This is a genomic window from Streptomyces mesophilus (assembly GCF_011044995.1).
Lineage (GTDB): Bacteria > Actinomycetota > Actinomycetes > Streptomycetales > Streptomycetaceae > Streptomyces > Streptomyces mesophilus.
Genome location: NZ_JAAKZW010000105.1, coordinates 1 through 26,916 on the forward strand (window position 1 = coordinate 1; position 26,916 = coordinate 26,916).

The 26,916-nt window shown below is 70.3% G+C and carries 26 protein-coding genes and 1 pseudogene; 6 read left to right on the top strand and 21 right to left on the bottom strand.

Annotated elements, in window-relative coordinates:
• Both G6045_RS22955 and G6045_RS22960 read right to left on the bottom strand, forming a co-directional pair.
• Nucleotides 1–1,345: FAD-binding oxidoreductase (locus G6045_RS22955; protein ID WP_165333961.1), on the bottom strand; the 1,345-nt coding region annotated here is incomplete at its 3' end.
• Nucleotides 1,346–1,438: 93 nt separating this feature from the next.
• Nucleotides 1,439–1,615 carry a hypothetical protein gene (locus G6045_RS22960; RefSeq protein ID WP_165333939.1) on the bottom strand — a complete coding sequence of 59 codons (177 nt, stop codon included), beginning with the start codon at nucleotides 1,613–1,615 and terminating at the stop codon, nucleotides 1,439–1,441.
• Nucleotides 1,616–1,735: 120 nt separating this feature from the next.
• Here G6045_RS22960 and G6045_RS22965 point away from each other — a divergent pair, with 120 nt between their 5' ends.
• Together G6045_RS22965 and G6045_RS22970 are read left to right on the top strand one after the other, a co-directional pair.
• Complete coding sequence (locus G6045_RS22965; protein ID WP_235968196.1) at nucleotides 1,736–2,626, top strand: hypothetical protein; 891 nt, start codon at nucleotides 1,736–1,738, stop codon at nucleotides 2,624–2,626.
• Nucleotides 2,627–2,941: 315 nt separating this feature from the next.
• Complete coding sequence (locus G6045_RS22970; protein WP_206344070.1) at nucleotides 2,942–3,127, top strand: hypothetical protein; 186 nt, start codon at nucleotides 2,942–2,944, stop codon at nucleotides 3,125–3,127.
• Nucleotides 3,128–3,176: 49 nt separating this feature from the next.
• Here the strand turns inward: G6045_RS22970 and G6045_RS22975 are convergent, their stop codons facing one another.
• Nucleotides 3,177–3,527 carry a metal-sensitive transcriptional regulator gene (locus G6045_RS22975; RefSeq protein WP_165333941.1) on the bottom strand — a complete coding sequence of 117 codons (351 nt, stop codon included), beginning with the start codon at nucleotides 3,525–3,527 and terminating at the stop codon, nucleotides 3,177–3,179.
• A 311-nt stretch (nucleotides 3,528–3,838) separates the two neighbouring features.
• On the opposite strand from G6045_RS22975, the gene G6045_RS22980 reads away from it, so the two are divergent.
• Together G6045_RS22980 and G6045_RS22985 are read left to right on the top strand one after the other, a co-directional pair.
• Entirely contained in the window at nucleotides 3,839–4,459 is a 621-nt protein-coding gene (locus G6045_RS22980) for a DUF47 domain-containing protein (RefSeq protein WP_165333942.1), read from the top strand.
• 6 nt (nucleotides 4,460–4,465) lie between these two features.
• A complete protein-coding gene (locus tag G6045_RS22985; protein WP_165333943.1) occupies nucleotides 4,466–5,464 on the top strand; it encodes an inorganic phosphate transporter in 999 nt (332 codons plus the stop codon).
• A 352-nt stretch (nucleotides 5,465–5,816) separates the two neighbouring features.
• On the opposite strand, the gene pstB is transcribed toward G6045_RS22985, so the two are convergent.
• The 14 genes and pseudogenes from pstB to G6045_RS23055 form a co-directional block, all read right to left on the bottom strand.
• A complete protein-coding gene (gene pstB / locus G6045_RS22990) occupies nucleotides 5,817–6,593 on the bottom strand; it encodes a phosphate ABC transporter ATP-binding protein PstB (RefSeq protein ID WP_165333944.1) in 777 nt (258 codons plus the stop codon).
• Nucleotides 6,594–6,671: 78 nt separating this feature from the next.
• The gene (gene pstA / locus G6045_RS22995; protein WP_165333945.1) at nucleotides 6,672–7,736 is read right to left on the bottom strand and encodes a phosphate ABC transporter permease PstA; all 1,065 of its coding nucleotides are present in this window, start codon (nucleotides 7,734–7,736) and stop codon (nucleotides 6,672–6,674) included.
• Nucleotides 7,733–8,749 carry a phosphate ABC transporter permease subunit PstC gene (gene pstC / locus G6045_RS23000; RefSeq protein ID WP_165333946.1) on the bottom strand — a complete coding sequence of 339 codons (1,017 nt, stop codon included), beginning with the start codon at nucleotides 8,747–8,749 and terminating at the stop codon, nucleotides 7,733–7,735. Before pstC ends, pstA begins: the two co-directional genes overlap by 4 nt.
• A 317-nt stretch (nucleotides 8,750–9,066) precedes the next feature.
• On the bottom strand, nucleotides 9,067–10,194 hold the full coding sequence (pstS, locus tag G6045_RS23005) for a phosphate ABC transporter substrate-binding protein PstS (protein ID WP_328707871.1): 1,128 nt from the start codon (nucleotides 10,192–10,194) through the stop codon (nucleotides 9,067–9,069).
• Nucleotides 10,195–10,520: 326 nt separating this feature from the next.
• Nucleotides 10,521–10,947: pseudogene (locus G6045_RS23010) on the bottom strand (NUDIX hydrolase).
• Nucleotides 10,944–12,035 (bottom strand): CHAD domain-containing protein, encoded by a 1,092-nt coding sequence (locus G6045_RS23015; protein ID WP_165333964.1) that lies wholly within the window; start codon nucleotides 12,033–12,035, stop codon nucleotides 10,944–10,946. The pseudogene G6045_RS23010 and the gene G6045_RS23015 overlap by 4 nt, the downstream one beginning before the upstream one ends.
• Before the next feature lie 34 nt (nucleotides 12,036–12,069).
• The gene (locus G6045_RS23020; RefSeq protein WP_165333948.1) at nucleotides 12,070–14,295 is read right to left on the bottom strand and encodes an RNA degradosome polyphosphate kinase; all 2,226 of its coding nucleotides are present in this window, start codon (nucleotides 14,293–14,295) and stop codon (nucleotides 12,070–12,072) included.
• Between the two features lie 210 nt (nucleotides 14,296–14,505).
• Nucleotides 14,506–15,348 (bottom strand): hypothetical protein, encoded by an 843-nt coding sequence (locus tag G6045_RS23025; RefSeq protein WP_165333949.1) that lies wholly within the window; start codon nucleotides 15,346–15,348, stop codon nucleotides 14,506–14,508.
• A complete protein-coding gene (locus tag G6045_RS23030; RefSeq protein ID WP_165333950.1) occupies nucleotides 15,345–16,226 on the bottom strand; it encodes an ABC transporter ATP-binding protein in 882 nt (293 codons plus the stop codon). The genes G6045_RS23025 and G6045_RS23030 overlap by 4 nt, the downstream gene beginning before the upstream one ends.
• Nucleotides 16,223–16,618 (bottom strand): GntR family transcriptional regulator, encoded by a 396-nt coding sequence (locus G6045_RS23035; protein WP_165333951.1) that lies wholly within the window; start codon nucleotides 16,616–16,618, stop codon nucleotides 16,223–16,225. The genes G6045_RS23030 and G6045_RS23035 overlap by 4 nt, the downstream gene beginning before the upstream one ends.
• A gap of 85 nt (nucleotides 16,619–16,703) precedes the next feature.
• Nucleotides 16,704–17,057 carry a hypothetical protein gene (locus tag G6045_RS41570; protein ID WP_235968198.1) on the bottom strand — a complete coding sequence of 118 codons (354 nt, stop codon included), beginning with the start codon at nucleotides 17,055–17,057 and terminating at the stop codon, nucleotides 16,704–16,706.
• Nucleotides 17,058–17,142: 85 nt separating this feature from the next.
• Entirely contained in the window at nucleotides 17,143–17,805 is a 663-nt protein-coding gene (locus G6045_RS23045; RefSeq protein ID WP_165333952.1) for a pyridoxamine 5'-phosphate oxidase family protein, read from the bottom strand.
• Between the two features lie 127 nt (nucleotides 17,806–17,932).
• Nucleotides 17,933–18,850, bottom strand: coding sequence for a mycothiol synthase (gene mshD / locus G6045_RS23050; protein ID WP_165333953.1), 918 nt, complete (start codon nucleotides 18,848–18,850; stop codon nucleotides 17,933–17,935).
• A 29-nt stretch (nucleotides 18,851–18,879) separates the two neighbouring features.
• Complete coding sequence (locus G6045_RS23055; protein WP_165333954.1) at nucleotides 18,880–19,386, bottom strand: cupin domain-containing protein; 507 nt, start codon at nucleotides 19,384–19,386, stop codon at nucleotides 18,880–18,882.
• 185 nt (nucleotides 19,387–19,571) lie between these two features.
• On the opposite strand from G6045_RS23055, the gene G6045_RS23060 reads away from it, so the two are divergent.
• Nucleotides 19,572–21,395, top strand: a complete 1,824-nt coding sequence (locus tag G6045_RS23060) for a bifunctional metallophosphatase/5'-nucleotidase (RefSeq protein ID WP_165333955.1) — start codon at nucleotides 19,572–19,574, stop codon at nucleotides 21,393–21,395.
• A 49-nt stretch (nucleotides 21,396–21,444) separates the two neighbouring features.
• Nucleotides 21,445–22,713, top strand: coding sequence for an LmeA family phospholipid-binding protein (locus tag G6045_RS23065; RefSeq protein ID WP_165333956.1), 1,269 nt, complete (start codon nucleotides 21,445–21,447; stop codon nucleotides 22,711–22,713).
• Nucleotides 22,714–22,749: 36 nt separating this feature from the next.
• Here G6045_RS23065 and G6045_RS23070 read toward each other — a convergent pair whose 3' ends face one another.
• The 4 genes from G6045_RS23070 to G6045_RS23085 all read right to left on the bottom strand — a co-directional run.
• The gene (locus G6045_RS23070) at nucleotides 22,750–23,553 is read right to left on the bottom strand and encodes an alpha/beta fold hydrolase (RefSeq protein ID WP_165333957.1); all 804 of its coding nucleotides are present in this window, start codon (nucleotides 23,551–23,553) and stop codon (nucleotides 22,750–22,752) included.
• 183 nt (nucleotides 23,554–23,736) lie between these two features.
• Nucleotides 23,737–25,185, bottom strand: a complete 1,449-nt coding sequence (locus G6045_RS23075) for a HAMP domain-containing sensor histidine kinase (protein ID WP_165333958.1) — start codon at nucleotides 25,183–25,185, stop codon at nucleotides 23,737–23,739.
• Nucleotides 25,182–25,910 carry a response regulator transcription factor gene (locus G6045_RS23080; protein ID WP_165333959.1) on the bottom strand — a complete coding sequence of 243 codons (729 nt, stop codon included), beginning with the start codon at nucleotides 25,908–25,910 and terminating at the stop codon, nucleotides 25,182–25,184. Before G6045_RS23080 ends, G6045_RS23075 begins: the two co-directional genes overlap by 4 nt.
• An 86-nt stretch (nucleotides 25,911–25,996) precedes the next feature.
• Nucleotides 25,997–26,916, bottom strand: a 920-nt coding sequence (locus tag G6045_RS23085; protein WP_165333960.1) for a S1C family serine protease, incomplete at its 5' end; no start/stop codon positions are given.

Below are 26,916 nucleotides of genomic sequence, written 5' to 3' on the forward strand. Positions count from 1 at the left end.
ACCCCGCCTCGTACTGCGCGAGCATCCGCTGCCGGCGGTGGACGAAGGCCGTTGCCGTCGGGGCGATGCGGTTGACCGCTCCGCCGAGTGCCGTGAGCGCGACCGTGCCGTAGCGCGCGTCCGGCGTCCGGTTCACCGCGGCGACCAGCGCCGCGATCCCGGCCCGCGGCAGCTCGCGCGCGAAGAAGTCCGAGCGCGCCAGGTAGGTGGCCCGCCCGAGCCGCCCCGCCGCGCCCCGCCCGGGGAGCTCGCCCGGCAGCCGGCACTGCTCGTCGGCGGAGAACGACGCGCAGCCCGCGTAGATCTCCATCGCCTCCTCGTACGACTTGCGCTGCAGCGACACCCCGGAGGCCGGGGCGCCGACCGCGTCCGCGAGGCGGTCAACGGCGTTCTGCAGCTCGCCGTAGGTGCCGAGGGAGAAGGCCGAGACCCGTACCGTCGGCCCTCTGCCGGCCTCGGAGCCGACCGTGCACTGCGACCAGATCTCGTCCGGAAGGCCGGGCCCCCACCGCTGCCAGGCCCGGACCACATCAGGCGCCCGCTCCCAGGGCCAGACCATGGTGCAGGCCACCGCCTGCGACGCCGGATGCGTACGGAAGCCGAGCTCCGTCACCACGCCGAACTGACCGGCGCCCGCCCCGCGCAACGCCCAGAAGAGGTCGGGGTGCTCGGCACCGGAGCACACCAGTTCCTTGCCGTCCGCCGTCACCAGGGTCGCGCTGGTCAGGCTGTCGCAGGTCAGCCCGTACGCCCGCGAGGTCACTCCATGTCCGCCGCCGAGGGCCAGGCCCGCGATCCCGACACTCGGGCATGAACCGGCCGGAACCGTGGCCGCCTTCGCGGCCAGCGCACGGTAGACGTCGATCAGCCGCGCCCCCGCCCCGACGGAAGCGGCGCCGCCGCTCGCCCGTATCGACGAGAGCCGCGACACATCGAGGACAAGCCGGCCGTTCCCCGACGACCAGCCCGCGTACGAATGGCCACCGCCGCGCACCGCGACCGGGATACGCGTCCCGCGGGCGAAGGCGAGGGCGGCCCGTATGTCCTCGACACCCGAGACATACGCGACGGCCGCCGGCTTCAGGCTGTCGAAGCGGGTGTTGAAGAGCTGCCGGGCGCTGTCCCAGTCCGCGTCGCCGGGGCGTATGAGCTCGCCGTCGAGATCCTTCGCGAGGGCGGGCCAGTCCGGGGCGCGGCGGGCCGGCGGGCTGCTCGGCTTTCCGTCCGGCGGCGCACTGGAGGACGACGGAGAGGGCGAGCTCCCGCCTCCGCCCGAGCCGGTGCAGCCCGCGGTCGCGGAGAGCGCGAGTGCGGCCCCGCCGATGAGCGCCGTACGCCGGTCCATGGACTTCATGGACGTCATGTACCCCGCCACAGAGCATGAAGCGGCTTGGGGGCGGGGTATCCCGGGGCTTCTGAGGGCTCCTATTCGTCGCCCTCAGCAGGCGCTCGCATGCTCCAGCGCGTCCGATCTCGCCTTGGACCGCGCCCTGCGGGCCGGACCGCGCCAGCCGCAGGTGCAGTGCGCGGTGCAGAACTTGCCCTGCTCGACCGTGCTGGTGTGGTGGACCGCGGCCGGGTCGGGTTCGCCAGGGGGTGGAGGCTTTTGTTGCACGTTTCAACCGTAGCCGCCCACGGCCCATGCTCAAGGCCCGTGACGGGGACCGGCACTGGTCGTTAAGCGGGGCACAGGGGGCCCCGCGTACGGACGGCCAGTGTTGGGGGTAGGCAGGCGATGGTGGTGCAGCAGCTCGAGAAGCGTCGCAGCGGCAGGAGCCGGCGCTTCCTGGCCGCTCCGGTGGGCGCGGGACTGGCCTGTCTGGTCCTGGCCACGGCAGGGTGCTCCCCGGGCGGTGCCGCCGCGGACGACGCGGGCGGTGATCCCCACCAGGCCTTGCAACAGGCGGCCGACGAGCTGGTCCAGGCCGGCACGGCCCGTGCCCGCACCTCGATGGAGATGGCCTCGGGCGGCACCCGGGTCACGATCCGCGGCGCCGGCACGTACGACTTCGTACGCCGCGTCGGTGAGCTCAGGGTGCAGCTGCCGCAGGACCCGGCGGGCGTCGAGCGGCAGGGCCCGATCACGGAGATGCTCGCGCCCGGGGCGCTCTACATGAAGAACCGGGGCGCGGGCGTCCCCGCCGACAAGTGGGTCCGTATCGACACCACGACACTCTCCGACGGAAACCTCGTCACGGGCGGTGCCACCGACCCGCTCACCGCCGCCGAACTCCTGCGCGGCGCACGCTCGGTGGAGTACGTGGGGCCCGCGGAGGTCGACGGTGTCGCGGTGCGGCACTACCGAGGTGTGGTCGATCTGGCGCGCGCGGCGGAGCTGGCACCCAAGGAGAACAGGGCGGTGCTGCGGGCGGCGGCGAAAGGGTTCACCAAGGACACCGTGCCGTTCGACGCCTACCTCGACGACGAGGGGCGGCTGCGCAAGATCCGCCATGAGTTCAGCTTCGCCAACGGACAGGCAGGCGGCGGGAGTTCCGGCGCGGGTGCCGGGTCCGGGAAGGCGGTCGCGGTGATGTCGACGACCTGGCTGGACGCGTTCGGGACGAAGGCGGCGGCGAAGCTGCCCGAGTCCGGCGACATCTACGCGGGCAAGATCGCGCAGCGCTGAGACTGTCATCGCGTGGCGCGAACCCGCTCCCACGTGGCCCGAACCTGCTCCCACGTGGCGCGAACCCGCTCAGGCGTGGCGCGAACCCGCCATCGCGCGGCCGGAACGCCTCCTCGTGTGGCCCGAACCCGCCTTCGCGGGGCCCGATTTCACAACCCGAAATGGTCCGTACGTGCCATGCGCGTTCCGTAGACCGCTCCCTACTCTAGGAAGTCGGGACTCGGGCAGTCGGAGGCTCTGCGGAGGCTGCGCGGAGCCGGGGCCCGGGAGAGCCGACGCTTGGGAATCTGCGACCGCCGACGGCGGAAAGAGGTGATGTACGTGGCTCCGGCCCAGGGCAGGGGAGCGGTTCAGGACCACGTCGCCCTCGCCGAGATCGAGCTGTGCGGCGACCTCATCATCGCGGCATCCACCGCGGACGAGGAGCGGCTCAGCGCCGACCGGATCGACGAGGTGCTTGGAGTCGGGAACGTGTTCGGGCAGGCCGAGAGGGAGGGGTAGCCGGGGGCGTGCCGAGGTCACACCCGGCACCACCCGCACCACCTGCACCTCACGTACGCAGCAGCCGGGCGATCGCCTTCGTCGCCTCCTCCACCTTCGCGTCGATCTCCTCGCCACCCTTGAGCGCCGCGTCCGCGACGCAGTGCCGCAGATGCTCCTCCAGGAGTTGCAGGGCGAAGGACTGGAGGGCCTTGGTCGAGGCGGAGACCTGGGTGAGTATGTCGATGCAGTAGACGTCCTCGTCGACCAGGCGCTGCAGACCGCGGATCTGGCCCTCGATCCGGCGCAGCCGCTTGAGGTGTTCTTCCTTCTGCTTGTGGTACCCGTGCACCCCGCGGTCGTGGTCCGTCACCACGGGTGCGGGCTCGGGCGTGGTGGCGCCGGCCTCAGTGGTGGTCATCCCGTCCTCCTCATCGCGTATCCCCGATTCTCCCGGACTCCCCCGGCAGCTCCCGAGATACCCCTGGTGGGTATATGGTACTCGACACGCCCGTATCGGCCAGGGCTCTCGCCCCCGCCGTATCCCGCCCGTCGCCCGGCCTTCGTCCGGGGGTCACTCCCCGGCCATACCCCGGCGAGGCCCCCGTCATGGGAGGGCCAGTGCTGATCACTGTGCCCGATGGGCGACACTGGGGAGCGGCCGGTTAGCCGTGGCCGGTTGATGCGCCTAGCATCAGCCTCACCGAACCCGAAGCACCCCGAGGACCCCACGTGCGTTTTCGTCTGACCCCCAGGGAGACGAGCTTCTACGACATGTTCGCGGCTTCCGCGGACAACATCGTGACGGGCTCGAAGCTCCTCATGGAACTGCTCGGGGCGGATTCCTCCGCCCGGGCCGAGATCGCAGAGCGTATGCGGGCCGCGGAGCACGCGGGAGACGACGCCACGCATGCGATCTTCCACCAGCTGAACTCCTCGTTCATCACGCCCTTCGACCGCGAGGACATCTACAACCTCGCGTCCTCGCTGGACGACATCATGGACTTCATGGAGGAGGCCGTCGACCTCGTCGTCCTGTACCAGGTCGAGGAGCTCCCCAAGGGCGTCGAGCAGCAGATCGAGGTGCTCTCCCGCGCCGCGGAACTGACCGCCGAGGCCATGCCGCATCTGCGGACCATGGACAACCTCACGGAGTACTGGATCGAGGTCAACCGTCTCGAGAACCAGGCCGACCAGATCCACCGCAAGCTGCTCGCCCAGCTCTTCAACGGCAAGTACGACGCCATGGAGGTGCTGAAGCTGAAGCAGATCGTCGATGTGCTCGAGGAGGCGGCCGATGCGTTCGAGCACGTCGCCAACACCGTGGAGACCATCGCGGTCAAGGAGTCCTGAGGCTTCGTGGACACCTTCGCTCTGGTCGTCACCATCGGTGTCGCCCTCTTCTTCACGTATACGAACGGCTTTCACGACTCCGCGAACGCCATCGCCACATCGGTCTCCACGCGTGCCCTGACGCCTCGTGCGGCGCTCGCCATGGCCGCGGTGATGAACCTGGCGGGTGCCTTCCTGGGCAGCGGGATCGCGAAGACCGTTTCCGAGGGCATCATCGAGACGCCGCACGGCAACAGGGGCATGTGGATCCTGTTCGCCGGTCTGGTCGGCGCGATCGTCTGGAACCTCGTCACCTGGTACTTCGGCCTGCCCTCGTCGTCCTCGCACGCCCTGTTCGGCGGACTCGTGGGCGCGGCCCTTGCCGGCGGGATCGGGGTGATCTGGTCCGGCGTGATCGAGAAGATCGTCATCCCGATGTTCATCTCGCCGGTCGTCGGTCTGATCGCGGGCTATCTGGTGATGGTCGCGATCATGTGGATGTTCCGGAAGTCCAACCCCCACAAGGCCAAGCGCGGCTTCCGTATCGCGCAGACGGTGTCCGCGGCCGGTATGGCGCTCGGGCACGGTCTGCAGGACGCGCAGAAGACCATGGGCATCGTGGTGATGGCCCTGGTCATCGCCGATGTCGAGGCTCCCGGGGACCCGATCCCGATCTGGGTGAAGGTCTCCTGTGCGGTGATGCTGTCGCTCGGCACGTACGCGGGTGGCTGGCGCATCATGCGCACGCTCGGCCGGAAGATCATCGAGCTGGATCCGCCGCAGGGTTTCGCGGCCGAGACGACCGGCGCGGGCATCATGTTCACGACCGCGTTCATCTTCCACGCGCCGATCTCGACGACGCACGTCATCACGTCCGCGATCATGGGTGTGGGCGCGACGAAGCGGGTCAACGCGGTGCGCTGGGGTGTCGCCAAGAACATCATCCTCGGCTGGTTCATCACGATGCCGGCGGCCGCGCTCGTCGCGGCATTCTCCTTCTGGCTCGTGAACCTGGCGTTCCTGTAGCGCCTGCTTTTCCTGTACGGCTACGGGCCGGTCCTTCCTCTGGGGAGGGCCGGCCCGTTTGCTGTTCCGCGACGGGAAAGGTCTACCGTGCGGTACGCCTCGGCCAGTGCCGAGCTTGGTTCGGAGCGGTGGCGACCGGGACGGTCACCCGTCGATGCCCCGCAGGCCGTTCGGGAGCGGGCTGACCTCCCCCTGGAGGAGGGCGGGCCACGCCCGTGCCCCGAAACCGTACGGGTGACGCCCCTCCGAAGCCGTACGAGAAAAGGGCCCGCCCTCCCCGTGAAGGGGAGAGCGGGCCCGGGCCGTGCGGTGGCACCGCCATGCAGCACCGCGCGGCAGATCCGGGGTCGGCCTAGCCGAAGCGGCCGGAGATGTAGTCCTCGGTGGCCTGCACCGACGGGTTGGAGAAGATGCGCTCCGTGTCGTCTATCTCGATGAGCTTGCCGGGCTGGCCGACCGCCGAGAGGTTGAAGAACGCGGTGCGGTCCGAGACACGGGCCGCCTGCTGCATGTTGTGCGTCACGATGACGATCGTGAAGCGCTCCTTGAGCTCGCCGATCAGGTCCTCGATCGCGAGGGTGGAGATCGGGTCCAGGGCCGAGCAGGGCTCGTCCATGAGGAGCACCTGGGGCTCGACCGCGATGGCGCGCGCGATGCACAGACGCTGCTGCTGACCGCCGGAGAGGCCGGAGCCCGGCTTGTTCAGACGGTCCTTGACCTCGTTCCAGAGGTTGGCGCCGCGCAGCGACTTCTCGACGACCTCGGCCAGTTCGGCCTTCTTGTAGTTGCCGTTGAGGCGCAGGCCCGCCGCGACGTTGTCGAAGATCGACATGGTCGGGAACGGGTTCGGGCGCTGGAAGACCATGCCGATCGTGCGGCGCACGTTCACCGGGTCCACGGCGGAGGCGTACAGGTCCTCGCCGTCCAGCATGACCTTGCCCTCCACGCGGCCGCCGGGGGTGACCTCGTGCATACGGTTCAGGGTCCGCAGGAAGGTCGACTTGCCGCAGCCGGAGGGGCCGATGAAGGCCGTCACCGAGCGGGGCTCGACCGTCATCGAGATGTCTTCGATCGCCTTGTGGGATCCGTAGTAGGCGGTCAGTCCGCCGACGTCGATTCGCTTGGCCATTTCAATCACTGCTTCTTTCGGAAAGTCTTGCGAGAAGGGTCGCTGATCGGACTCCGCCGGAGCCGAGTCATGGCCGCGTCAGCGGCCCGTCTTGGGGGCCTTCCAGCGGGCGATACCGCGGGCCACCAGGTTGAGAACCATGATCAGGATGATGAGGGTGAGGGCCGCCGCCCACGCCCGGTCGTACGCCGCGGGGGAGCCGGCGCTGTTCGCGTACTGCTGGTAGATGTACAGCGGCAGCGAGGCCTGCGGGCCTTCGAACGGGTTCGTGTTGATCAGCGGGTTGCCCCACACCAGGAGCAGCACGGGGGCCGTCTCACCGGCGATACGGGCCACCGAGAGCATCACACCGGTCGTGATGCCGCCGATCGAGGTCGGGAGCACCACCTTCAGGATCGTGCGCCACTTCGGGACACCCAGGGCGAGGGAGGCCTCGCGCAGCTCGTTCGGGACGAGCTTGAGCATCTCCTCGGTGGAGCGGACGACCACCGGCATCATCAGGATCGCGAGGGCCATGGCGCCGGCGAAGCCGGAGTAGCCCATGTCCAGGATCAGGATCCAGAAGCTGAGGATGAACAGACCGGCGACGATCGACGGGATGCCCGTCATGACGTCGACGAAGAACGTGACGGCCTTGGCGAGCTTCCCGCGCCCGTACTCGACCAGGTAGATCGCGGTCAGCAGACCGACCGGGACGGCCATGAGGGTCGCGAGACCGACCTGCTCCAGGGTGCCGATCAGGGCGTGGTAGATACCGCCGCCGACATCGGTGTCCGCGAGGACGCCCATCGAGGTGGTCAGGAAGTAGCTGTCCAGGACCTTCATGCCGCGGGCCACGGTCTCCCAGATCAGGGAGACCAGCGGGATCACGGCGAGCAGGAACGCGACCCAGACCACGCTGGTGGCCATCCGGTCCTTGGCCTGCCGGCCGCCCTCGATCTTGGCGGCCAGGAGGTAGGTCACCAGGAGGAACAGGATGGAGGCGATCAGGCCCCACTGGATACGGCTGTCGAGGCCGCCCGCGAGACCGATGCCGCAGCCCACGGCGATGGATCCGGCCGCGATGACATACGGGGCCCAGTTGGGCAGGCGCGCTCCCTGGAGGGTGCTCGCCGGCTGCTTGGTGTCGATGGCGTGGCTCATGCGTTGGCCCCCGAGTACTCCTTGCGGCGGGCGATGATCGCGCGGGCCGCACCGTTGACCACCAGCGTGATGACGAAGAGCACCAGACCGGACGCGATCAGCGCGTCACGGCCCTGCACGGTCGCCTCGGAGAACTTGCTGGCGATGTTCTGGGCGAAGGTGCCGCCGCCCGGGTCCAGGATGCTGGTGTTGATGAGGAAGCTCGGGGAGAGCACCGTGGCGACGGCCATCGTCTCGCCGAGCGCGCGGCCGAGGCCCAGCATCGAGGCGGAGATGATGCCGGAGCGGCCGAACGGCAGGACCGACATCCGGATGACCTCCCAGCGGGTCGCGCCGAGCGCGAGCGCCGCTTCCTGGTGCATCTGGGGGGCCTGCTTGAAGACCTCACGGCTCACGTTCGTGATGATCGGCAGGATCATGATCGCGAGCAGGATGCCCACGGTGAGCAGCGAGCGGGGGGCGCCGCCCTGCCACTCCAGGATCCCGGTCCAGCCGAAGTAGTCGTTCAGCCAGCTGTAGAACCCGGTCAGGTGAGGCACCAGGAAGAGGGCGCCCCACAGGCCGTAGACGATGGAGGGCACCGCGGCGAGCAGGTCGATCACGTAGGCGATCGGACCGCTCAGCTTGCGCGGCGCGTAGTGCGTGATGAAGAGCGCGATGCCGACGGCGATCGGGACCGCGATGAGCATCGCGATGATCGACGAGATCACGGTGCCGAAGGCGAGGACCGCGATACCGAAGACCGGCGGGATGGAGTTGGCGTCCCACTCGAACGTCGTGAGGAAGTTGCCCTCGTTCTCGGAGAGGACGATCGAGGCGCGGTAGGTCAGGAAGGCCGCGATGGCGGCCATGATCAGCAGGAGCAGGATGCCGGAGCCGCGGGAGAGACCGAGGAAGATCCGGTCACCCGGGCGGGTGGCACCGCGCGAAGCGGCCTTGTGCGAGACGGGCGACGAGGCCTTCAGGTCCTGCGGCGGTGGGGGAGGTGCGGTGGTGGAAGGTGATATGTCCATGGGATTCTCCGGTCTGCGGAGCGCGCCCTGCTTGTCGCGGGCTGCTCCTGGAGCGGCAGCGTCTGCCGCTGCTCCTGGCGGCGGTGCACCGGACGGTGCGGCGGGCGGTCGCGGTCTGCGACCGCCCGGCCGCACTCGGTTCCAGGTTCCTGTCCGGGGTTTCCCGTTGTCGCCCGGAGGGCGGCCGAACGGCGTCTGGTGCGTGCGATCGCAAGGCGCCGGAACGTCCTCGTGGCGGAGCCACTAGGGCGTTTCGGCAACGCAGCGAGCGTGCGTGCCAGGCGTCGTTCGGCAGGCGGGAAACCCCGGGCAGGGGCCTAGCTCAGGGCGGCGATGGTCTCGCGAACCTTGGCGTTGATCTCGGCCGGGATCGGGGCGTAGCCCTGCTCCTTCAGCTTGGCCTGGCCGTCCTCGCTGGCGGCGTAGCCGAGGAAGGACTTGGTGGCGGCCAGGGTCTCGGCCTTGTTGCCCTTCTCGCAGACGATCTCGTACGTCACCAGGGTGATCGGGTAGGCACCCTCGGCCTTGGTGGCGTAGTTGAGCTCGAGCGCGAGGTCCTTGCCCTTGCCGACGACCTTGGCGTCGGCGATCGCCTTGGTGGCGTTGTCGACGGTGGCCTCGACCGGGGTGCCGGCACCGGTGTCGATCGCGACGGTGCTGATGCCGTCCTTGGCGTAGCTCAGCTCCATGTAGGAGATCGAGCCGGAGGTCTGCTTGACCTGCTGGGCGACACCGGAGGAGCCCTGAGCGGACTGGCCGCCCTTCGGCTCCCAGGCCTTGCCCGGCTCGTACGGCCAGCTCGCCGGGGCGGCCTTCTTCAGGTACTTGGTCAGGTTGTCCGTGGTGCCGGACTCGTCCGAGCGGTGGAAGGCCTGGATCTTGGTGTCCGGGAGCTTGGCGTCGGGGTTGAGCTTCTTGATCGCCTCGTCGTCCCAGTTGGTGATCTTGTTGTTGAAGATGTCGGCCAGGGTCTTGGCGTCCAGGACCAGGTTGTCGACACCCGGAACGTTGTAACCGACCGCGATCGGGCCGCCCACCATGGGCAGGTCGATGGCCTGGCTGTCCTTGCAGACCTTCGCGGACTCGGTGAGCTCCTCGGGCTTGAGCGCGGAGTCGGAACCGGCGAACGCGGTCTGGCCCTGCAGGAACGCGGTGACACCCGCGCCCGAACCCTCGGGCTTGTAGTTGATCTGCACGCCCTTGCAGGAGGCCGTGTACTCCTTGATCCAGGTCTGGATCGCGTTGGCCTGCGCGGAGGAGCCGTTGGCCAGGAGCTGGCCCTTGGCGTCCTCGCACTTGATGTTCGAGTTGGCGGCGGGCGCGCTCTCGTTGCCGCCGGCGCCGCCGCTGGTGTCGTCGGAGCCGCACGCCGTGAGGGCCAGGGCGCCGGAGACGGCGAGAGCACCGAGGGTGAGGGCCCGCCGGTTCATGCGCTGAAGCTTCACTTTCGGGAGTTCCTTCCAGGAGCCGCCGTCTGTGGCAGCGGCGTGCGATGTCGTACGTGACGTATGAGGTCTGTGCGGCCCGCTGGAGGGCCCGTGTGTCATCTCGGTGGGCTGCCGGCCGTTTTCCGCCAGCGACACGCACCGTGTACAGCCGAAATTAGGCAGGACAGGTGAAGCGGCCGATGGTCGAGAGTGAACGGCAGGTGAACCTAGGCGGTCGGTGTGGTTAGGTCACGGCCGGATTACGGCGGAATCGGCACACCGGGTGCAGTGGGTCACATCCGGGCGGTGCGCGGAGGCCCCGGGGCGGGGCGGTCCGCCGTCCGTCAGCGCAGGGAGCCGAGCAGCCCGAGAAACTCGTCGATCAGGGTGCGGTCCCGGGTGCTGGGTCACCCGCGAGCGGGCCGCCGCGGCGGAGAGCCAGAGGATGCGGTCGACCTCGCGGTTGGGCGTGAAGTGCCCGGCTGTCGCCTCCGCCGCCCAGTAGTGGACGACTTTCGGCCGGCCGCCCGTGAAGTAGCTGACCGAGGGGAGGCGGGGGCCGGGCGCGCAGGTGTGGCCCGTTTCCTCCTCGACCTCGCGCAGGGCGCCCTCGAGCGCCTCCTCGCCGCGCTTGAGCTTGCCCTTCGGGTGCGACCAGTCGTCGTACTTGGGTCTGTGGACGAGGCAGATCTCCAACGAGTCGTCCACGGGGGAGCGGCGCCACAGCACGCAGCCCGCCGCCCGGACCAGCTCGGACTCGGGGCCGGTCATGGCAGGCTCACCGCCGAACTGGATCCTGACCGCTGCCAAGCCCCCTTGAAGGCAAAACGTGCCGCCTCGACCTCGTGGCGCTGGTCGGCGTGCAGGACGCCGAGGGCGTAGGCCGTGGCCGGGGCGATGCGGGGGGTGCGGGCCGCCGAAGACGCGGCTGCCGCCGCCTCGGCCGCGTCGCGGTGCCGGTCGAGCGCGCGGCTCGCGGTGAGCAGGCGAGGGTCGAAGTCCCGTATGCCCAAAGCCTCTTGGGCGTAGCGGTGCAGTCTCAGGAGCAGCCGGGCCTGGTGCCAGGGGGCGTCCTGGGTCTCGGGTGCGGTCTCGGCCGACAGGCCGTGCATCAGCGCCTCGGCGTTGTACGGATGTCCTGCCCGTACGAGAGGAAGGGTCTGTACGGCGTCGGCGAGACGGGCCTCGACATCGGCCGCGAACGGGGCGAGCCGGTGCGCCGCCGCGTCCCTGCGCAGCGGGACGTCGCTGGCCAGGACCGCGACGTTGTCCGCCACCGCGTGGAAGCGGGAGGAGCCGAGCGCCTGGAGCGCCGTGGAGTGGGCGCGGGTGCGGGCAAGCGTGAGCTGGCGGTCGAGCAGCGCGCCCGCCTTGGCGGCGCCCACTGTGAGCTGGCCGGTGGGCGATGCGGAGGCCTGGGCCGGGACGGGCGCGGTGGAGCCCGCGAGCCGCTGGAGCGCGTTCAGCAGGCGGTCGAGCCGCTCGGTGCAGGCGTGCTCGCGGGCCAAGGTGCCCGACAGCCAGGCGAGTTCGGTCCGCAGTTCGTCCGACCAGGTCGCGTCGAGGAGCGGCCGGAAGGTGTGCAGGGTGCCGCTGATCCGGCGGGCCGTGCGCCGCAGCGCCATCGCCGGGGCCGAGGCGTCCTCGACGCCGCTCTCGCGGTGCCGGCGCAGCGCCCGCAGGAAGTCGGTGGCCTGCCCGCGCAGATAGCGGGCGAGGTCCTCGGCCCCGCCGTCCGCGGCGGGCGGCCTGCCATCCACGCCGGACGGCCGTCCGCCCGCAGTGGACGAACCCGCAGTGGGCGAACCCACAGCGGACGACCTGCCGGCCGCAGGCGTCGGCCCGCCGTCCACGGACATCGACCGGGAGCCCCCGCCCAGGGGCTCGCTGCGGTCAGGGTTTCGCTGAGCCACGCCGGCGCCTCCGCGCGTCGATGAGCATCTCCTGCACATTGCGCAGGGGCTGTCCTTCGGAGTCCAGGGCATGCCGGGTCCAGTCGCCGTCGGGGCCCAGGTGCCAGGACGAGGTGGTGTCGGACATCCCGGTCTCCAGGAGCCGGTTGAGTGCTGCCCGGTGGGCCGGGTCGACGACCCGGACGAGTGCCTCGATACGGCGGTCGAGGTTGCGGTGCATCATGTCGGCGCTGCCGATCCACACCTCGGGCTCGCCGCCGTTGCCGAAGGCGAACACCCGGGAGTGCTCCAGGAAGCGGCCGAGGATCGAGCGGACGCGGATGTTCTCGGAGAGCCCTTCGACGCCGGGCCGGATCGCGCAGATCCCGCGGACCCAGATGTCGACCGGCACGCCGGCCTGCGAGGCGCGGTAGAGCGAGTCGATGAGCGCCTCGTCGACGATCGAGTTCACCTTGATACGGACATGCGCGGGCCGCCCGGCCCGGTGGTGCTTGACCTCGTCGTTGATCCGCGAAATCAGGCCGTCGCGCAGGGACTTGGGGGCCACGAGGAGCCGGCGGTAGGTCTCGCGGCGCGAGTAGCCCGACAGCCGGTTGAAGAGGTCGGACAGATCCGCGCCGACCTGGGAGTCGGCGGTCAGCAGGCCCAAGTCCTCGTACAGGCGGGCCGTCTTGGGGTGGTAGTTGCCCGTGCCGACGTGCGAGTAGCGGCGCAGGGTGTCGCCCTCCTGCCGTACGACGAGCGACAGCTTGCAGTGGGTCTTCAACCCCACGAGCCCGTATACGACATGGCAGCCCGCCTCCTCCAGCTTGCGGGCCCACTTGATGTTGGCCTGCTCGTCGAAGCGCGCCTTGAGCTCGACGAGGACGAGCACCTGCTTGCCGGCCTCGGCGGCCTCGATCAGGGCGTCCACTATCGGTGAGTCGCCCGAAGTCCGGTACAGCGTCTGCTTGATGGCGAGCACGTCGTCGTCGTTCGCGGCCTGCTCCAGGAAGGCCTGTACGGAGGTCGAGAACGAGTCGTACGGGTGGTGGAGCAGCACATCGCGCTCCCGCAGCGCCGCGAAGATATCGGGCGCGGACGCGGACTCCACCTCGGCGAGGTCGCGGTGCGTACCGGCCACGAACTTGCGGTACTTGAGCTCGGGCCGGTCGAGGGAGGAGACGTTGAAGAGCCCGGTCAGGTCCAGGGGCCCCGGCAGCGGATAGACCTCCGCCTCGGAGATCTTCAGCTCGCGGATCAGCAGATCCAGTACGTAGCGGTCGATGGACTCCTCGACCTCGAGGCGCACCGGCGGCCCGAAGCGGCGCCGCATGAGCTCCTTCTCCAGGGCCTGGAGCAGGTTCTCGGTGTCGTCCTCCTCGACTTCGAGGTCCTCGTTGCGGGTCACGCGGAACATGTGGTGCGTGCGCACCTCCATGCCCGGGAACAGCTCCTTGAGGTGCGCGGGCGCCGAGATGACGTCCTCGATGGGGACGTAGCGGCCGGGCGAGGCCTCCAGGAAACGGTTCAGCAGGGGCGGCACCTTGACCCGCGCGAAGTGGTTGTGGCCGCTGACGGGGTTGCGGACGACGACCGCGAGATTCAGCGAGAGACCCGAGATGTACGGGAAGGGGTGTGCCGGGTCCACGGCCAGCGGCGTCAGGACCGGGAAGATCCGCTGCCGGAACAGGGTGAAGAGCCGGGCCTGCTCCTTCTCGGTGAGGTTGTTCCAGCGGACGACCCCGATGCCCTCCTCGGCGAGCGCCGGGCCGACGTCCTCCTGGAAGCAGGCGGCGTGCCGGGCCATCAGCTCGCGGGTGCGGTTCCAGATCAGGTCAAGGACCTCACGGGGCTGGAGACCGGAGGCGGACCGGGTGGCGACTCCGGTGGCGATACGGCGCTTGAGGCCGGCCACCCGCACCATGAAGAACTCGTCCAGGTTGCTCGCGAAGATCGCCAGGAAGTTGGCGCGCTCCAGGAGGGGGGTGGCGGGGTCCTCGGCGAGTTCGAGCACCCGCTCGTTGAACGCCAGCCAGCTGCGCTCACGGTCCAGGAAACGCCCCTGCGGCAGCTCGGCGCCCTCGCCGTCCTCCTCGTACGCATCGAGATCCGCGTCGATGTCCGGTTCGAGGTCGGAGACCGCGGCGGCCACGGTGTGCGGCCGGTGCGCGGCTATGGAACCGACGGAGGGCTGGGCGTGCACGGGCACCTGGGGCGTGTTCATGTACTCATTGTTCCGTGTCGGAGCGATTCCAGCCGCCGCGATACGGGCTGTGGGGGAGGTGGTCGGGCTCTCGGCGGGGGCCTGCATCCCCTGAGCGTCGCAAGGCCGTCTGAATCGTCGGTTACGGCGACATGACGTGCAGGACATCGTGGGGCGACCCCAGGGGTTCGAGCCCCCCGGGGCCGCCCGGTCCGTACGCGCCTCCCCCTGTCAGGGCGTACGGCGTTTCAGGAGCCAGAAGGCTGTGGCGGTGAGGGCCGCGGTCAGGGTCAGGACGACCCCGGTCTCCATGACCTGGAGGGGCCAGAAGTGGTTCGCCGGGTGGCCGTCGATTCCGCCTGCCGACCACCAGCCAGGCAGCGTCATGGAGGTGCTGTCGGTCGGCCAGAGCTGGTCACGGACCCGGTGGCCGCCTTCGTGGACGAGCACCATGGCCACTACGGCGAGTCCTGTCGCGGGCAGTGCGCGGCGTACCGCCACTGCGGTGAGGGCGCCCAGAGCCAAGGCGCACAGGAGGTATGCGACGGCTACGGGCCCGCGGTCGACGTAGATGTCCGGGTAGCTCCAGCTGTTGCGCAGTGAGGGGGGTGCGGCGTGCCACATCCAGCGGTACAGGAGGACGAGGCCGGTGCCGCCCACGGTCAGGAGGATGGCGGGTGTCAGCAGCTTCACCGCCAGCCAGCGGGCCGGCGAGACGGACTGGGTCCAGGTGAGGGCCGCGGTCCCGTTCTCGAGCTCACGCGCGATCAGTACACCTGCCGCGTACGCGGCGACCCCGAAGCTCAGCCACGCGATCACCGTGGCGAGCGTGCTGGCCTGTCCCGGCCAGTCGAGGACCACCGAGGGCTCCGCGTCCCTGCAGTCCCGCAGGCCGGGCCGTGGCGGGACGGCACACGCGGTATTGAGGCGTCCGGCCTCGATCCCCCGTGCACGGGTCCTGAGGAGGGCCGCGGCCATGACGGCGAAGAACAGCCCCCACAGGAGCAGCGAGACCCGGTGCAGTCGGAAGACCGCCCACGTCAGCCCGCGCGGGGCTATGGACAACGCGCTCATACGGCGGCCTCCTCGGGCGCGGTGGAACCGGTCGTACGCAGGTGAGCGAGGACGATCTCCTCGAGGGAGGGCTCGACCGCCTCCCAGCCCGGGGGCAGCGCATCCCCACGGCGGACCAGCGCCGTCGCGCCCCGCCCCGCCGGGCGCTGCTCGACGACCCGCTGACCGTCGAGCGAGCCCGCCCCCGTGAGCAGGACGTGGGAGGAGACCAGCTCGTCGACGGGCCCGGCGAGACGGACGCGGCCGGCGCCCAGGAGCACCAAGTGATCGCAGGTGCCCTCCAGTTCGGGCAGGACGTGCGAGGACATCACGATCGTCGTGCCGTGCTCGGACGCCTCGGCCATCAGCGCCCCCATCAACTTCTGGCGCGCCAACGGATCCAGATCCGCCATCGGTTCGTCCAGCAGCATCAGCCGGGCCCGCTTGCCGAAAGCCAGGGCGAGAGCGACCCGTGTGCGCTGGCCGCCGGAGAGCGAGCGGATGCGTTCGCGGGGGTCGAGCCCGCCCTGTTCGTACGCGATCGACTCCGCGGCCTTCGACGACCAGCGTCCCGAGGACCGGTTCAGCTCCGCCCCGAGCCGCAGCACCGCCGCGACCGTGAGCTGGGACGGCAGCGGCTTGGACTGCGCGACGTACGCGACCTCCGCGCGTGCCCCGGGCGGCACCGAGCCGAGGACCCGCAGCTCGCCGGAGGAGGGCCGCAGCAGCCCCGCGGCCAGCGCGAGCAGCGTCGACTTGCCCGCCCCGTTCGGGCCGACCAGACCGCAGACGCTGCCGGCCGGGACCGTGAGCCGGCAGTCGTCGAGCACCGGGGCCCGCCTGCGTCCGTAACGCATCGTGAGACCGGAAGCCTCAACTGCCCATTCCTGCACGGTCATCCGGCATCCCCCTCGTGCCCCTGTGGAAAGTGCTCATCGAGTACGGCGGCGGCCAGGGCGAGCGCGTCCTCGCGCTCGAGGCCCTCCGCGCGGGCGCGCGACGCCCACGCGGCCAGATCCGTCCGCAGCCCGTTGTGGTCCGCGCGGCCGAGCGCCTGCCGTACGAACGTGCCCTGGCCCCGCCGTGCCTCGACCAGACCCTCACGTTCCAGCTCGCGATACGCCTTGAGCACCGTGTTGGGGTTGATCGCCGTCGCGGCCACCACCTCGCGGGCGGTGGGCAGTTGGTCGCCGACGTCGAGCAGGCCCAGACGCAGCGCCTGCTTCGTCTGCTGGACGATCTGGACATAGGTGGCGACCCCGCTGCGCCGGTCGATCCGGTACGCGAACACACTCCCAACCCCCTTTCACTAATTGAGTAGTGGAAGGGTGATGCAGCGGAGGGGCCGCGTCAAGAGGTGCGGCCCTTCGAGGAGTTCAGAACGTGATGCGCTCCCGCAGGGTTTCGAGGCGGTCGCGCAGGATGTCGTGGTGGGCCAGTAAACGTTCGGGGGCGAGCGGGGCCCGTGGCGTGATGCCGTGGCGGGTCAGGGAGGCGGCCATCGTCTCGGGGAAGACGGTGAGCCCGGCGACCAGTTCGGCGGCATTCACGCTCTGGAAGTGGGCCACGCAGAAGGCGCCGGCGCGGGGCTCCTCGACCTCGCGAACCTCGGTGCGCCGCAACAGGCGCAATTCCAAGGCGAGATGTTCGACGCAGGAGCCCAACAAGGCCAGGGCCTGGAGTAGTTGGGCGTGCCGGTGACGTCGGTCGATGAGGGCGTACGTCCCCACCGCGCCGGAGACCGTGCCGACGGCGATCGCCTCGCGGGCGGCGGCGAGGTGGGGAGGCGGCGGGCAGCCGGCGCGGGCAGGGGGGTCAGCGGTCCTGGCGGAAGCGGTGGGCTGCCGGGTCGTATGCCGGGGCGGGGAAGCGGGTGCCGGTGATGGTGTCCGGGACGGGCGTGCCCGGGGTGGTCGTGAGGGGGATCCAGCCGGCCCAGGCCTCGACGGCGTCGTCCTTGGGCTCGTCGCGCGCGAAGCCGGCGCGGACCTTCATGGAGAACTCTTCGATGGGCAGCGTCAGGCACGCGGTGTAGTGGGCCTCTTCGACGCTGGGTCGGCGGGCCGCGTAGGGACCGGAGAGGCGGCCCGGGACGACGCTCTCGACGACCCGGGCGAGCGCGTCGGCGCGTTCCTGCTCGTCCTCGATCGGGGTGGCCCTGCCGAAGATCATGACGGAGCGGTAGGCGGCCGAGTGGTGGGAGGAGGCCCTGCCCAGGATGACGCCGTCGATCAGGGTCGCGGTGACGCACAGCGGGGCGCCGGCGGCCGCGGTGGTGATGAAGCGGCCGAAGGCGGAACCGTGCAGGAGGAGCTGGTCCCCCTCGCGCATGTGCAGCGTGGGGATCACCACCGGGCCGTCGTCGGTGGCGAAGCCGACGTGCACGGCGAGGGCCTCGTCGAGGATGGCGTAGACCTCGTCACGGTCATAAGTGACCCGGTCCGGGTAACGCTCGGCGGTCGTACGTGGGGTGGGCATGGCGCGACGGTAAGCAGGCGCGCCCGGAATCCACGGCAAGGAACCACCCCGCGCACCCGGACGGCCGACCGGCCCACCGCACCGCACCGTAAGGCGGCCGACAGGCCCACCGCGCCACACCGCGCAGCTACGACTCCGTGCGGTACATCAAGTCCGTTTCGTACGTGGTGAAGCCGAGCCGCTCGTACACGGAGACCGCCGCCTTGTTGTCGGCGTCCACGTAGAGCATCGCCGTGGGCAGGCCCGCGTCCGCGAGATGGCGCAGGCCGATGGCCGTGAGCGCCTTGCCGAGCCCGCCGCCCTGGGCGCCCGGGCGGACACCGACCACGTACACCTCGCCGATCCGCTCCTGCGCGTGCGCCTTCGTCCAGTGGAAGCCGATCAGGTCCTCGCCGCGGAAGGCCAGGAAGAAGCCGGCCGGGTCGAACCACGGCTCGGCCTTGCGGTCGTCGAGGTCGCGCTGGGTGAGGGAGCCCTGCTCGGGGTGGTGTGCGAAGGCCTCGGAGTTGACCCGCAGCCACGCCTCGTCGTCCTGTCCCGGCACGAAGGCGCGGACCGTGACGCCGGACGGAAGGACCGGTTCGGTGAAGGCCGAGGGGTCCAACGGGCGGCGCATCTGGCGCAGTTCGCGGAACAGGGACAGGCCCAGGATCTGGGCCAGATGACGGGCCGCGGCATGCCCGCCGTGCGCCCACACCCGCAGCCGCTTGCCGGTCGCGCCGAGCAGCGCCTGGCCGAGCGCGCGGCCGTGGCCGTGGCCGCGGTGGGCGGGGTGCACGACCAGTTCGCCGGCCGGGGCCTCCACGGGGTCGGTGTCCTCCAGCTGCGCGTAGCCGAGGAGTTCACCGTCCACCGTGAGCAGCAGGTGGCGTACGCCCTCACGGGGCCCGCCGCGCAGCTGCAGCCTGCCCTGCTCGGAGACGGCCTGCTGGCCGTCGGTGCGGGCGGCCTCCGCGAGCAGCCGCGATACGGCGTCGATCTGCTCGGGAGTCAGGGCGTCCAGGGTGTCGAGGGAGCGCACGGGCGGGGTCGCTGCGTCAGTCATGTCCTGAGCGTACGGCCCGCCCGCCAAGCTCAGCTCGCACCCAGTTCGTCCCGCCACACGGGGCTGTCCACATAGTGGTTGTCGTAGAGCTCGGAGGAGTCCTTGATCTCCTGCGGGCTCGCCTCCCCGCGCAGCACACGGCCGAGCAGCCGCAGGTAGTCGAAGCGCGGCATCCCCGGCGTGAACATGAACAGCACATCCGCTTCGGAACCGGTCGCGGCCGCGAACGCGTGCGGGGTGTGCGGCGGTACGTGCAGGAAGTCGCCGGCCTCCAGGACCTCGACCTTGTCGTCGAGCAGCACCCGCAGCCGGCCGCCGATGACGAAGAACAACTCCGAGGCCCGCGTGTGGAAGTGGGCCGGCGCCCCGACCGCTCCTTCGGTGAACGCCGAGCGGTAGGTGGTGACCGGGCTGCCGTCGGTGCCGAAGTCGGCGAGCAGGGTCATGACGGCGCTGGGGTCGCTGGTGGTCTCGGCGGTGGCCGCGCGCGTGAGCAGGGGCTTCGTGGTCGCGAACTGCGTGTTCTCTGTGTTCATGACTATGAGCTTAGGCCCGGAAAAGACCCTGCACAGGGTGCATTCACGGGCCAAAAAATGAGGTCAATTCACGACGGCCCATCGCCTCGGCCACCTCGCAGAAACCCACCCGTAACCACGAACCCCCTGTTGCTCTACGCGCGTTGACTCTAGGCTGCGCCCCACTGATTACCGGAGGGGAACAGATGTCAGTGACACCACAACGGCACCGTGCGCGCGGCCGGCTGCTGATCGCCGGCGTGACGGCACTCGCCGCCGCCGCGTCCGTGGCGGCCGCCCTGCCCGCGGGAGCACAGGACGAGAGCCGGGACCACGGGCACGCCACGGGCCGCACCGTCGACGTCCAGCTGCTGTCGTTCAACGACTTCCACGGCAACCTCGAACCGCCGACCGGCTCGGGCGGCCGGGTCACCGAACTCCAGCCCGACGGCACCACGAAGACCATCGACGCGGGCGGCGTGGAGCACCTGGCGACCGCGCTGCGCGACGCCCGCAAGGGGGAGCGCTACACCGCGACCGTCGCCGCGGGCGACCTGATCGGTGGCTCCCCGCTCCTTTCGGGGCTGTTCCACGACGAGCCCACCATCGAGGCGCTCAACAAGCTCGACCTGGACATCGCGGGCGTCGGCAACCACGAGTTCGACGAGGGCCGCACCGAGCTGGAGCGCATCCAGAACGGCGGCTGCCACCCCAAGGACGGCTGCTACGAGGACGGCAAGGTCTTCCAGGGCGCCGACTTCCCGTATCTCGCGGCCAACGTGACGGATGAGAAGACCGGCAAGCCGATCCTTCCCCCGTACAAGATCTGGGAGAAGAACGGCGTCAAGATCGGCTTCATCGGTCTGACGCTCGAAGGCACCCCCGACATCGTCTCGGCCGAGGGCATCAAGGGCCTGAAGTTCCACGACGAGGTCGAAACGATCGACAAGTACGCCAAGGAGCTCGACCGCAAGGGCGTGAAGTCCATCGTCGCGCTCGTGCACGAGGGCGGTGCGCCGGCCTCCGCGGCGTACAACTACAACTGCGACAGCCCGGGTCCGGGCGACGGCATCTCCGGGCCGATCACCGAGATCGCCAAGAAGACCACGTCCAAGGTCGACGCCTTCGTCACGGGCCACACGCACCAGGCGTACGTGTGCACGGTGCCGGACCCGGCGGGCAAGCCGCGGATGGTCACCTCGGCGTCCTCGGCCGGGAAGCTCTTCACGGACACCACGCTCACCTACGACCGCCGCACCCGCGACATCGTGCGCACGAGCGTCGAGTCCGCGAACCAGGTCGTACGGCGTGATCTGCCCAAGGCGCCCGACATGACCTCGCTGATCGCGCGCTGGAACAAGCTGGCCGCGCCGATCGCCTCGCGTCCGCTCGGCTTCATCTCGGCGGACATCGCCCGTGGGACGGAGCCCGAGCAGCCGCTCGGCAGCCTGATCGCGGACGCGCAGCTCGCGTACGCCAAGACGGTCGATCCGGAAGCCGACTTGGCGCTGATGAACCCCGGCGGCATCCGCGCCGAGCTCGTCTTCAAGGCGGCCGGGGCCGAGGGCGACGGCGTCGTGACCTACGGCGAGGCCTTCAGCGTGCAGCCCTTCGGCAACACGGTGAACCTGGTGGACCTGACCGGCGCGCAGCTGATCACCGCGCTGAAGCAGCAGGTCAGCGGGTCCAACGAGGCCGCCCCGAAGATCCTGCAGATCTCGGCCGGTCTGACGTACACCCTCGACCTGACCAAGACGGGCGCGGACCGCGTGGTCGCCGACTCGGTGAAGCTGAACGGGGCCGCCATCGACCCGGCGGCCACCTACCGTGTCGCGATGAACTCCTTCCTCGCGGGCGGCGGCGACGGCTTCGCCGAGCTGGGCAAGGGCGCGAACCCGCTGGTCGGCGCGGACGACCTCAAGGCGTTCGAGGACTATCTGGCGGCCAACTCCTCGGCCGCCGACCCGATCGAGCCGCCCGCGAGCGGACGCATCACTGTTGTGAAGAAGCCCACTCCCGCGGTGAGTTAAGTCACGAAAGGGTTGCGGTGGGGGGACGTATGCGTGATCGGATGAACCGATGCGTACGTCCCCCCACATTTTTTCCACGCATCCGCACCCTGGCGTTCACCATGATCCGTACGATGCGGCGGCACCCGGCAACCCGTACGATGCGGCGGCGTCCGGCAACCCGCACAACCCGTACGACGAACTGGCCGATCTCTCCGGCCCGCTCGACGAGTTCCTGCAGAACGAGCCCGAGGACGCCGAGCCCTGGGAGCCGCCCCAGCACCGCCGCGGCGGCCGTCGGCGCAGGCGCAACCGGTTCGCCGGTCTCCCGCTCGTCGCCAAAGCGCTCGTCCTGCTCCTCGCCACAGCCGCCTTCCTCGTGCTCGCCGACCGCTGGGCGCTGCTCTACGCCGAGCACAAGACGGCCGAGAAGCTGAAGGACTCGCTGCATCTGACGGCCGCCCCCGAGGTCGAGATCGAGGGCTTCCCCTTCCTCACCCAGGCCTTGGACGAGCGGATCGACGAGGCCAGCGTCACCGTGCCCGATGTGGCCGCCGACCGTGTCTCGCTCGCGAAGGTCTCCGCCACGGCCTCGGACGTGACGATCGACGGCGGCCCGCTCTCGGTGAAGGGCGCCTCCGTGGGCGAGATGGACGGCGAGGTGCTGCTCTCCTTCGAGGACCTGAACCGTGAACTGGGCGCCTCCCAGGTCACGTTCACCGCACAGGGCCGTGACCGGGTGCTCGCCCGCGGCACGCTGCCCGTCGCCGGGCACGATCTGAAGCTGTCCGCCGATGCGCAGATCCGCCGCTCGGGCGAGAAGGGGATCTCCACGCGGATCGGCGGAATGCGGCTGGACATCGGGGACTTGGCGACCTACCGCCCTGGTACGAAGCCTTCGCAGGGGCTGCATCTGAGCCGCAAGTCCGCGGACTCGGTCCGCTCCTCGCAGCAGAAGCTCAAGTCGCTCTTCGAGGTCCCCGCACTCGTGGACCGGCTCGGGATCCCGCGTTCCGCGGTGCAGCGGGCGCTGCACGAGGAGGCCGATCTGTCGTCCCTGACCGGCTCCCCGCGGTTCGTGCGCGACCTGATGGGGCTCAACCTGATCGACGTGGCCATGGACCACCCGGCCCTGCTCAAGCAGCTCGGCCTCGACCCCGCCCTGCTCGACGGCCTGTCCCACCTCACCCGCCCGGCCCTCGCGGACCGCCTGGCCCTGGGCTTCCGGCTGCCCGAACTTCCCGAAGGATCAGGGGAGTTGTATCTGAAGGACGTCCGCGTCGAGCGGGACGGGATACGCGTGGAGCTCGGCGGGAGCGGAGTGTCGTTCGGAGGGTGAGGTCCCGGGGCTCAGAGAGTGCCGAGGTCCCGGCGCTCAGAGGGTGCCGAGGCCGTCGAGGAACTCCCGTACGGCCCGGTGGAAGCCCTCCGGGTCCTGCGCCTGCACGAAGTGGTCCGTGTCCAGGCGTACCAACGTCGTGTGCGGCCGCCGCTCGGCCATCTCCCGGGCCGTCTCGCCGGGCAGGGCCTGGCTCTTGCGGCCGTTGATCAGGAGCGCGGGCATGGAGCTGCCGGTCCAGGCCGCCCAGTGATCGCCGTGCACGGCGTTCTCCGAGTCGACGGTGTCCTGGGGGTGGAAGGGCAACCGCCAGGCTCCGTCCGGGAGTTGGCGCAGACCCCGGGCGATCATCGGGCCGATGGGTCCGGCGCCCTCGATCAGCTCCTCGCGGGTGGGCGCCGTATAGGGGAAGGAGAGGACGAACGACAGCGGGCTCGGGCCGTCGGGCATCAGCACCGGCCCGTCCACGTCGACCATGGCCGCGATCAGGTCGGGCCGCCGGGCCGCGAGATACATCGCGTTGATCCCGCCGAGCGAGTGCCCGAGTGCGACGACCGGGCCGGCCGCGAGGTGTTCGAGCAGGGCGATCAGGTCGTCGACGTAACCGTCCCGGCTGTACTCCGGGGTCCGGTCCGAGTCGCCGTGTCCGCGCTGGTCGGGGGCTATCACCCGCCAATCCGGCCCGAGTTCCTCGGCGAGCCGGGTGAACGAGGCGCCCTCGGCGAGATGCCCGTGCAGCGCGAGCAGCGGCTGGCCGGTGCCGCCGGAGTCCAGGTAGGAGAGGCGGCGGCCGGCGAGGTCGAGTTCCTTGCGGGCGAGGGCGGGGCGGGTCGTGGACATGGTGGGCTCCTTCGGCTGCGATCCGGGTGGCGCGATGAGCGCAACTATACGCACGTATTAAACAGCCGTACAAGACGTCCGTATGAATCTCTGCGCCGTCCATAGCAACGCACCAACCACCGCAGGACACAAGAGACTTCGCGTTCCGGCTCGGGGGGTGTCGACCGCCCGCGATCCCGCTCGCTAGGCGGGACGCTCGGGCGGCGGGGAGGGCGCACCCGGCAACCGCACCACCGCCACCGTCCCGCCGCCGTCCGCCGGGCGGAGCGCGACCTCGCCGCCGCTCTGCTGGACCGTGCGGGCCACGATCGACAGACCGAGACCCGAGCCGGGCAGCTGGCGGGCGGTGGGGGAGCGCCAGAAGCGGTCGAAGACATACGGGAGTTCCTCGGCGGGGATGCCGGGGCCGTGGTCGCGCACGGTGAGGGTGCCGCGGTCGAGGGCGACCTCGATGGCGCCCCCGGGCGGGCTGAACTTGACCGCGTTGTCGAGGATGTTGACCAGGGCCCGTTCCAAGGCGGCCGCGTCGGCCCGTACATACCAGGGCGCCAGCTCCGCGGTGATCTCGAGCTCCGGGCCGCGGAGGCGGGCGCGGTCCACCGCGGTCTGGACGATCTGATGGAAGCCGACGACCTCGACCTTGGCGGTCTGGCCGGTGTCGGGGCGCGCGAGCTCCTGCAGATCGCCGATCAGGGCGGCCAGTTCGGTCATCTGCGCCTTGACGCTGGCGAGCAGCGCCTTGCGGTCGTCGGGCGGGATGGCCCGGCCTGTCTCCTCGCTGCGGGCGAGGAGTTCGATGTTCGTACGGAGGGAGGTCAGGGGGGTGCGGAGTTCGTGTCCGGCGTCGGCGATGAGCTGGGCCTGGCGTTCCTGGGAGCTCTCCAGGGCGGCGGTCATGGCGTTGAACGACCGCGAGAGCCTGGCGATCTCGTCGTCGCCCTCGGCGGGGATGCGGATGGTCAAGTCCTCGGTGCGGGCTACGTGTTCGACGGTGTCGGCCAGTTGATCGACGGGCTTGAGCCCCGCGCGGGCGGTCCACAGGCCGGCTGCGCCGGCACCGAGGACGCCCACGCCTGAGGCGAGAAGGAGGATGAGGGCGAGCTCGTTGAGGGTGCTTTCGGTCTCCTTCAGCGGATACGCGAGCAGCAGGGCGGTGTCGGAAACCACCGCGTCGCGGCCGCCCGGTCCGTCGGCGATGAGCGCCTTGGTCAGCACCCGTACGCGGTTGCCATCGGCGTCCGTGCCGTTGCGGAAGCTCGCGACATCGGGGTCCGCAGCCATGGCCACATCGGTGTCGCCGGTGGTGACGTTCACCTTGCCCACGGAGTCCGAGAAGACGCAGGCGGTGCCGTCCGCCTTGACCAACTCGCCGTAGTAGGCGGACCGGACGCCCGGGAACGTCCGGTCGGGCGAGGGGGCCTGTGCGCACTCGGTCAGCAGACTGCGGATCTGCTCCGGCGCCGGCCGGGTACTCGTGGCGGACGAGGTCAGATCGTCGTCGACTGCCTGGTACAGGTTGGCGCGCACGATGAACCAGCACGTCACCGAAACCGCCGCCACTGCGAACGCCACTGCGGCGGCGGTGAGCAGGGCCAGCCGAGTCCGCAGCGGTACGGCACGCAACCGCTTCACTCGGAGCCGCCCGCCCGCAACGCATACCCCACACCCCGCACCGTATGAACCAACCGCGGCTCGCCCCCCGCCTCCGTCTTGCGCCGCAGATACATCACGTAGACGTCGAGCGAGTTGGACGAGGGCTCGAAGTCGAAGCCCCAGACCGACTTGAGGATCTGCTCACGCGTGAGCACCTGGCGCGGATGGGCCAGGAACATCTCCAGCAAGGTGAACTCGGTCCGGGTGAGCTCCACCGCACGCGACCCCCGTACGACCTCACGCGTCGCGAGATTCATCCGCAGGTCGGCGAACGACAGCACATCGTCGTCGACCTGGTCCGCCGCCACCGACACCGCATACGAGCTGCGCCGCAGCAACGCCCGGATACGGGCGAAGAGTTCATCGAGCTCGAAGGGCTTGACCAGATAGTCGTCCGCACCCGCGTCCAGGCCCGTGACCCGGTCGCCCACCGTGTCCCGGGCCGTCAGCATCAGGATCGGGGTCGTCGCGCCGGACGCCCGCAGCCGGCGCGCGGCCGTCAGTCCGTCCATGCGCGGCATCTGGATGTCGAGGACCACGAGCTCGGGGGAGAACGCGGCCGCCTTCTCCAGGGCCTGAATGCCGTCGGCCGCGACCTCCGTGGCATACCCCTCGAACGCGAGGCTGCGCTGCAGCGCCTCGCGCACGGCGGGCTCGTCGTCGACGATCAGGATGCGCTGGGCTTCGCCTTCGGCGGGACTCATCGGTGGTCGTTCCTCGCGTCGCTCGGGAAGTGGACGTCATCAGCCTCGTGGCCGTCATCAGCCTCGCACGGCCATGCCGCGCACGGTCAGGTCGTGGACCCGGCGCGCAGCGTGTCCAGGTCGGCCTTCACATCGTTGACCGGGATCGCGAAGCCGAGGCCCACGCTGCCGGACGAGGAACCGGAGCCGGAGCCGGAGTTCGAGGCCGGTGAGTACATCGCCGAGTTGATGCCGATGATCTCGCCGTTCATGTCGATCAGGGCGCCACCGGAGTTGCCGGGGTTGAGCGAGGCGTCGGTCTGGAGCGCCTTGTACGTGGTCGTGGACGAGCCGGTGTCGCCGTTGAACTGCTCCCCGCCGAACTCGAACGGCCACTGGCCGCCGCCCTGCTGCCCAGGCGCCTGCTGCTCCTCGGTGGAGACGGTGACGTCACGGTCGAGCGCGGAGATGATTCCGCTGGTCACGGTGCCGGTCAGGCCCTCGGGTGAGCCGATCGCGACGACCTCGTCGCCGACACCGACCTTGTCGGAGTCGCCGAGCGTGGCGGCCTTGAGGCCCGAGGCGTTCTCGAGCTTGATGAGCGCCAGGTCCTTCTTGCTGTCGGTGCCGACGACCTTGGCCGTGTACTTCCTGCCGTCGTTCGTCTGCACCTGGACCTCGCTCGCCCCGGCGATCACGTGGTTGTTGGTGATGATCTCGCCGTCGGAGGTGATCAGCACACCCGAGCCCGTGGACGTACCGCTGCCGGTGCTCGCCTTGATCTCGACGATGGAGTCGCTGACCGCGTTGGCCACACCGGAGACGGTGCCCTTGCTGCCGGCGGAGGCGTTGGTGCCGTTGATGCCGGTGGGGGTGGCGCCGTTCGTACCGAAGAGCTCCTGGGCGGCGTACGCCGTGCCGCCGCCGACGGCAGCGGCGACCAGGGCGACGGCGGCGAGCACCGCTATCGGGCCGCGGGCACGCTTCTTGTGGGCGGGGGCCGGGTGCGCGGCGGGCTGGTGGCCGA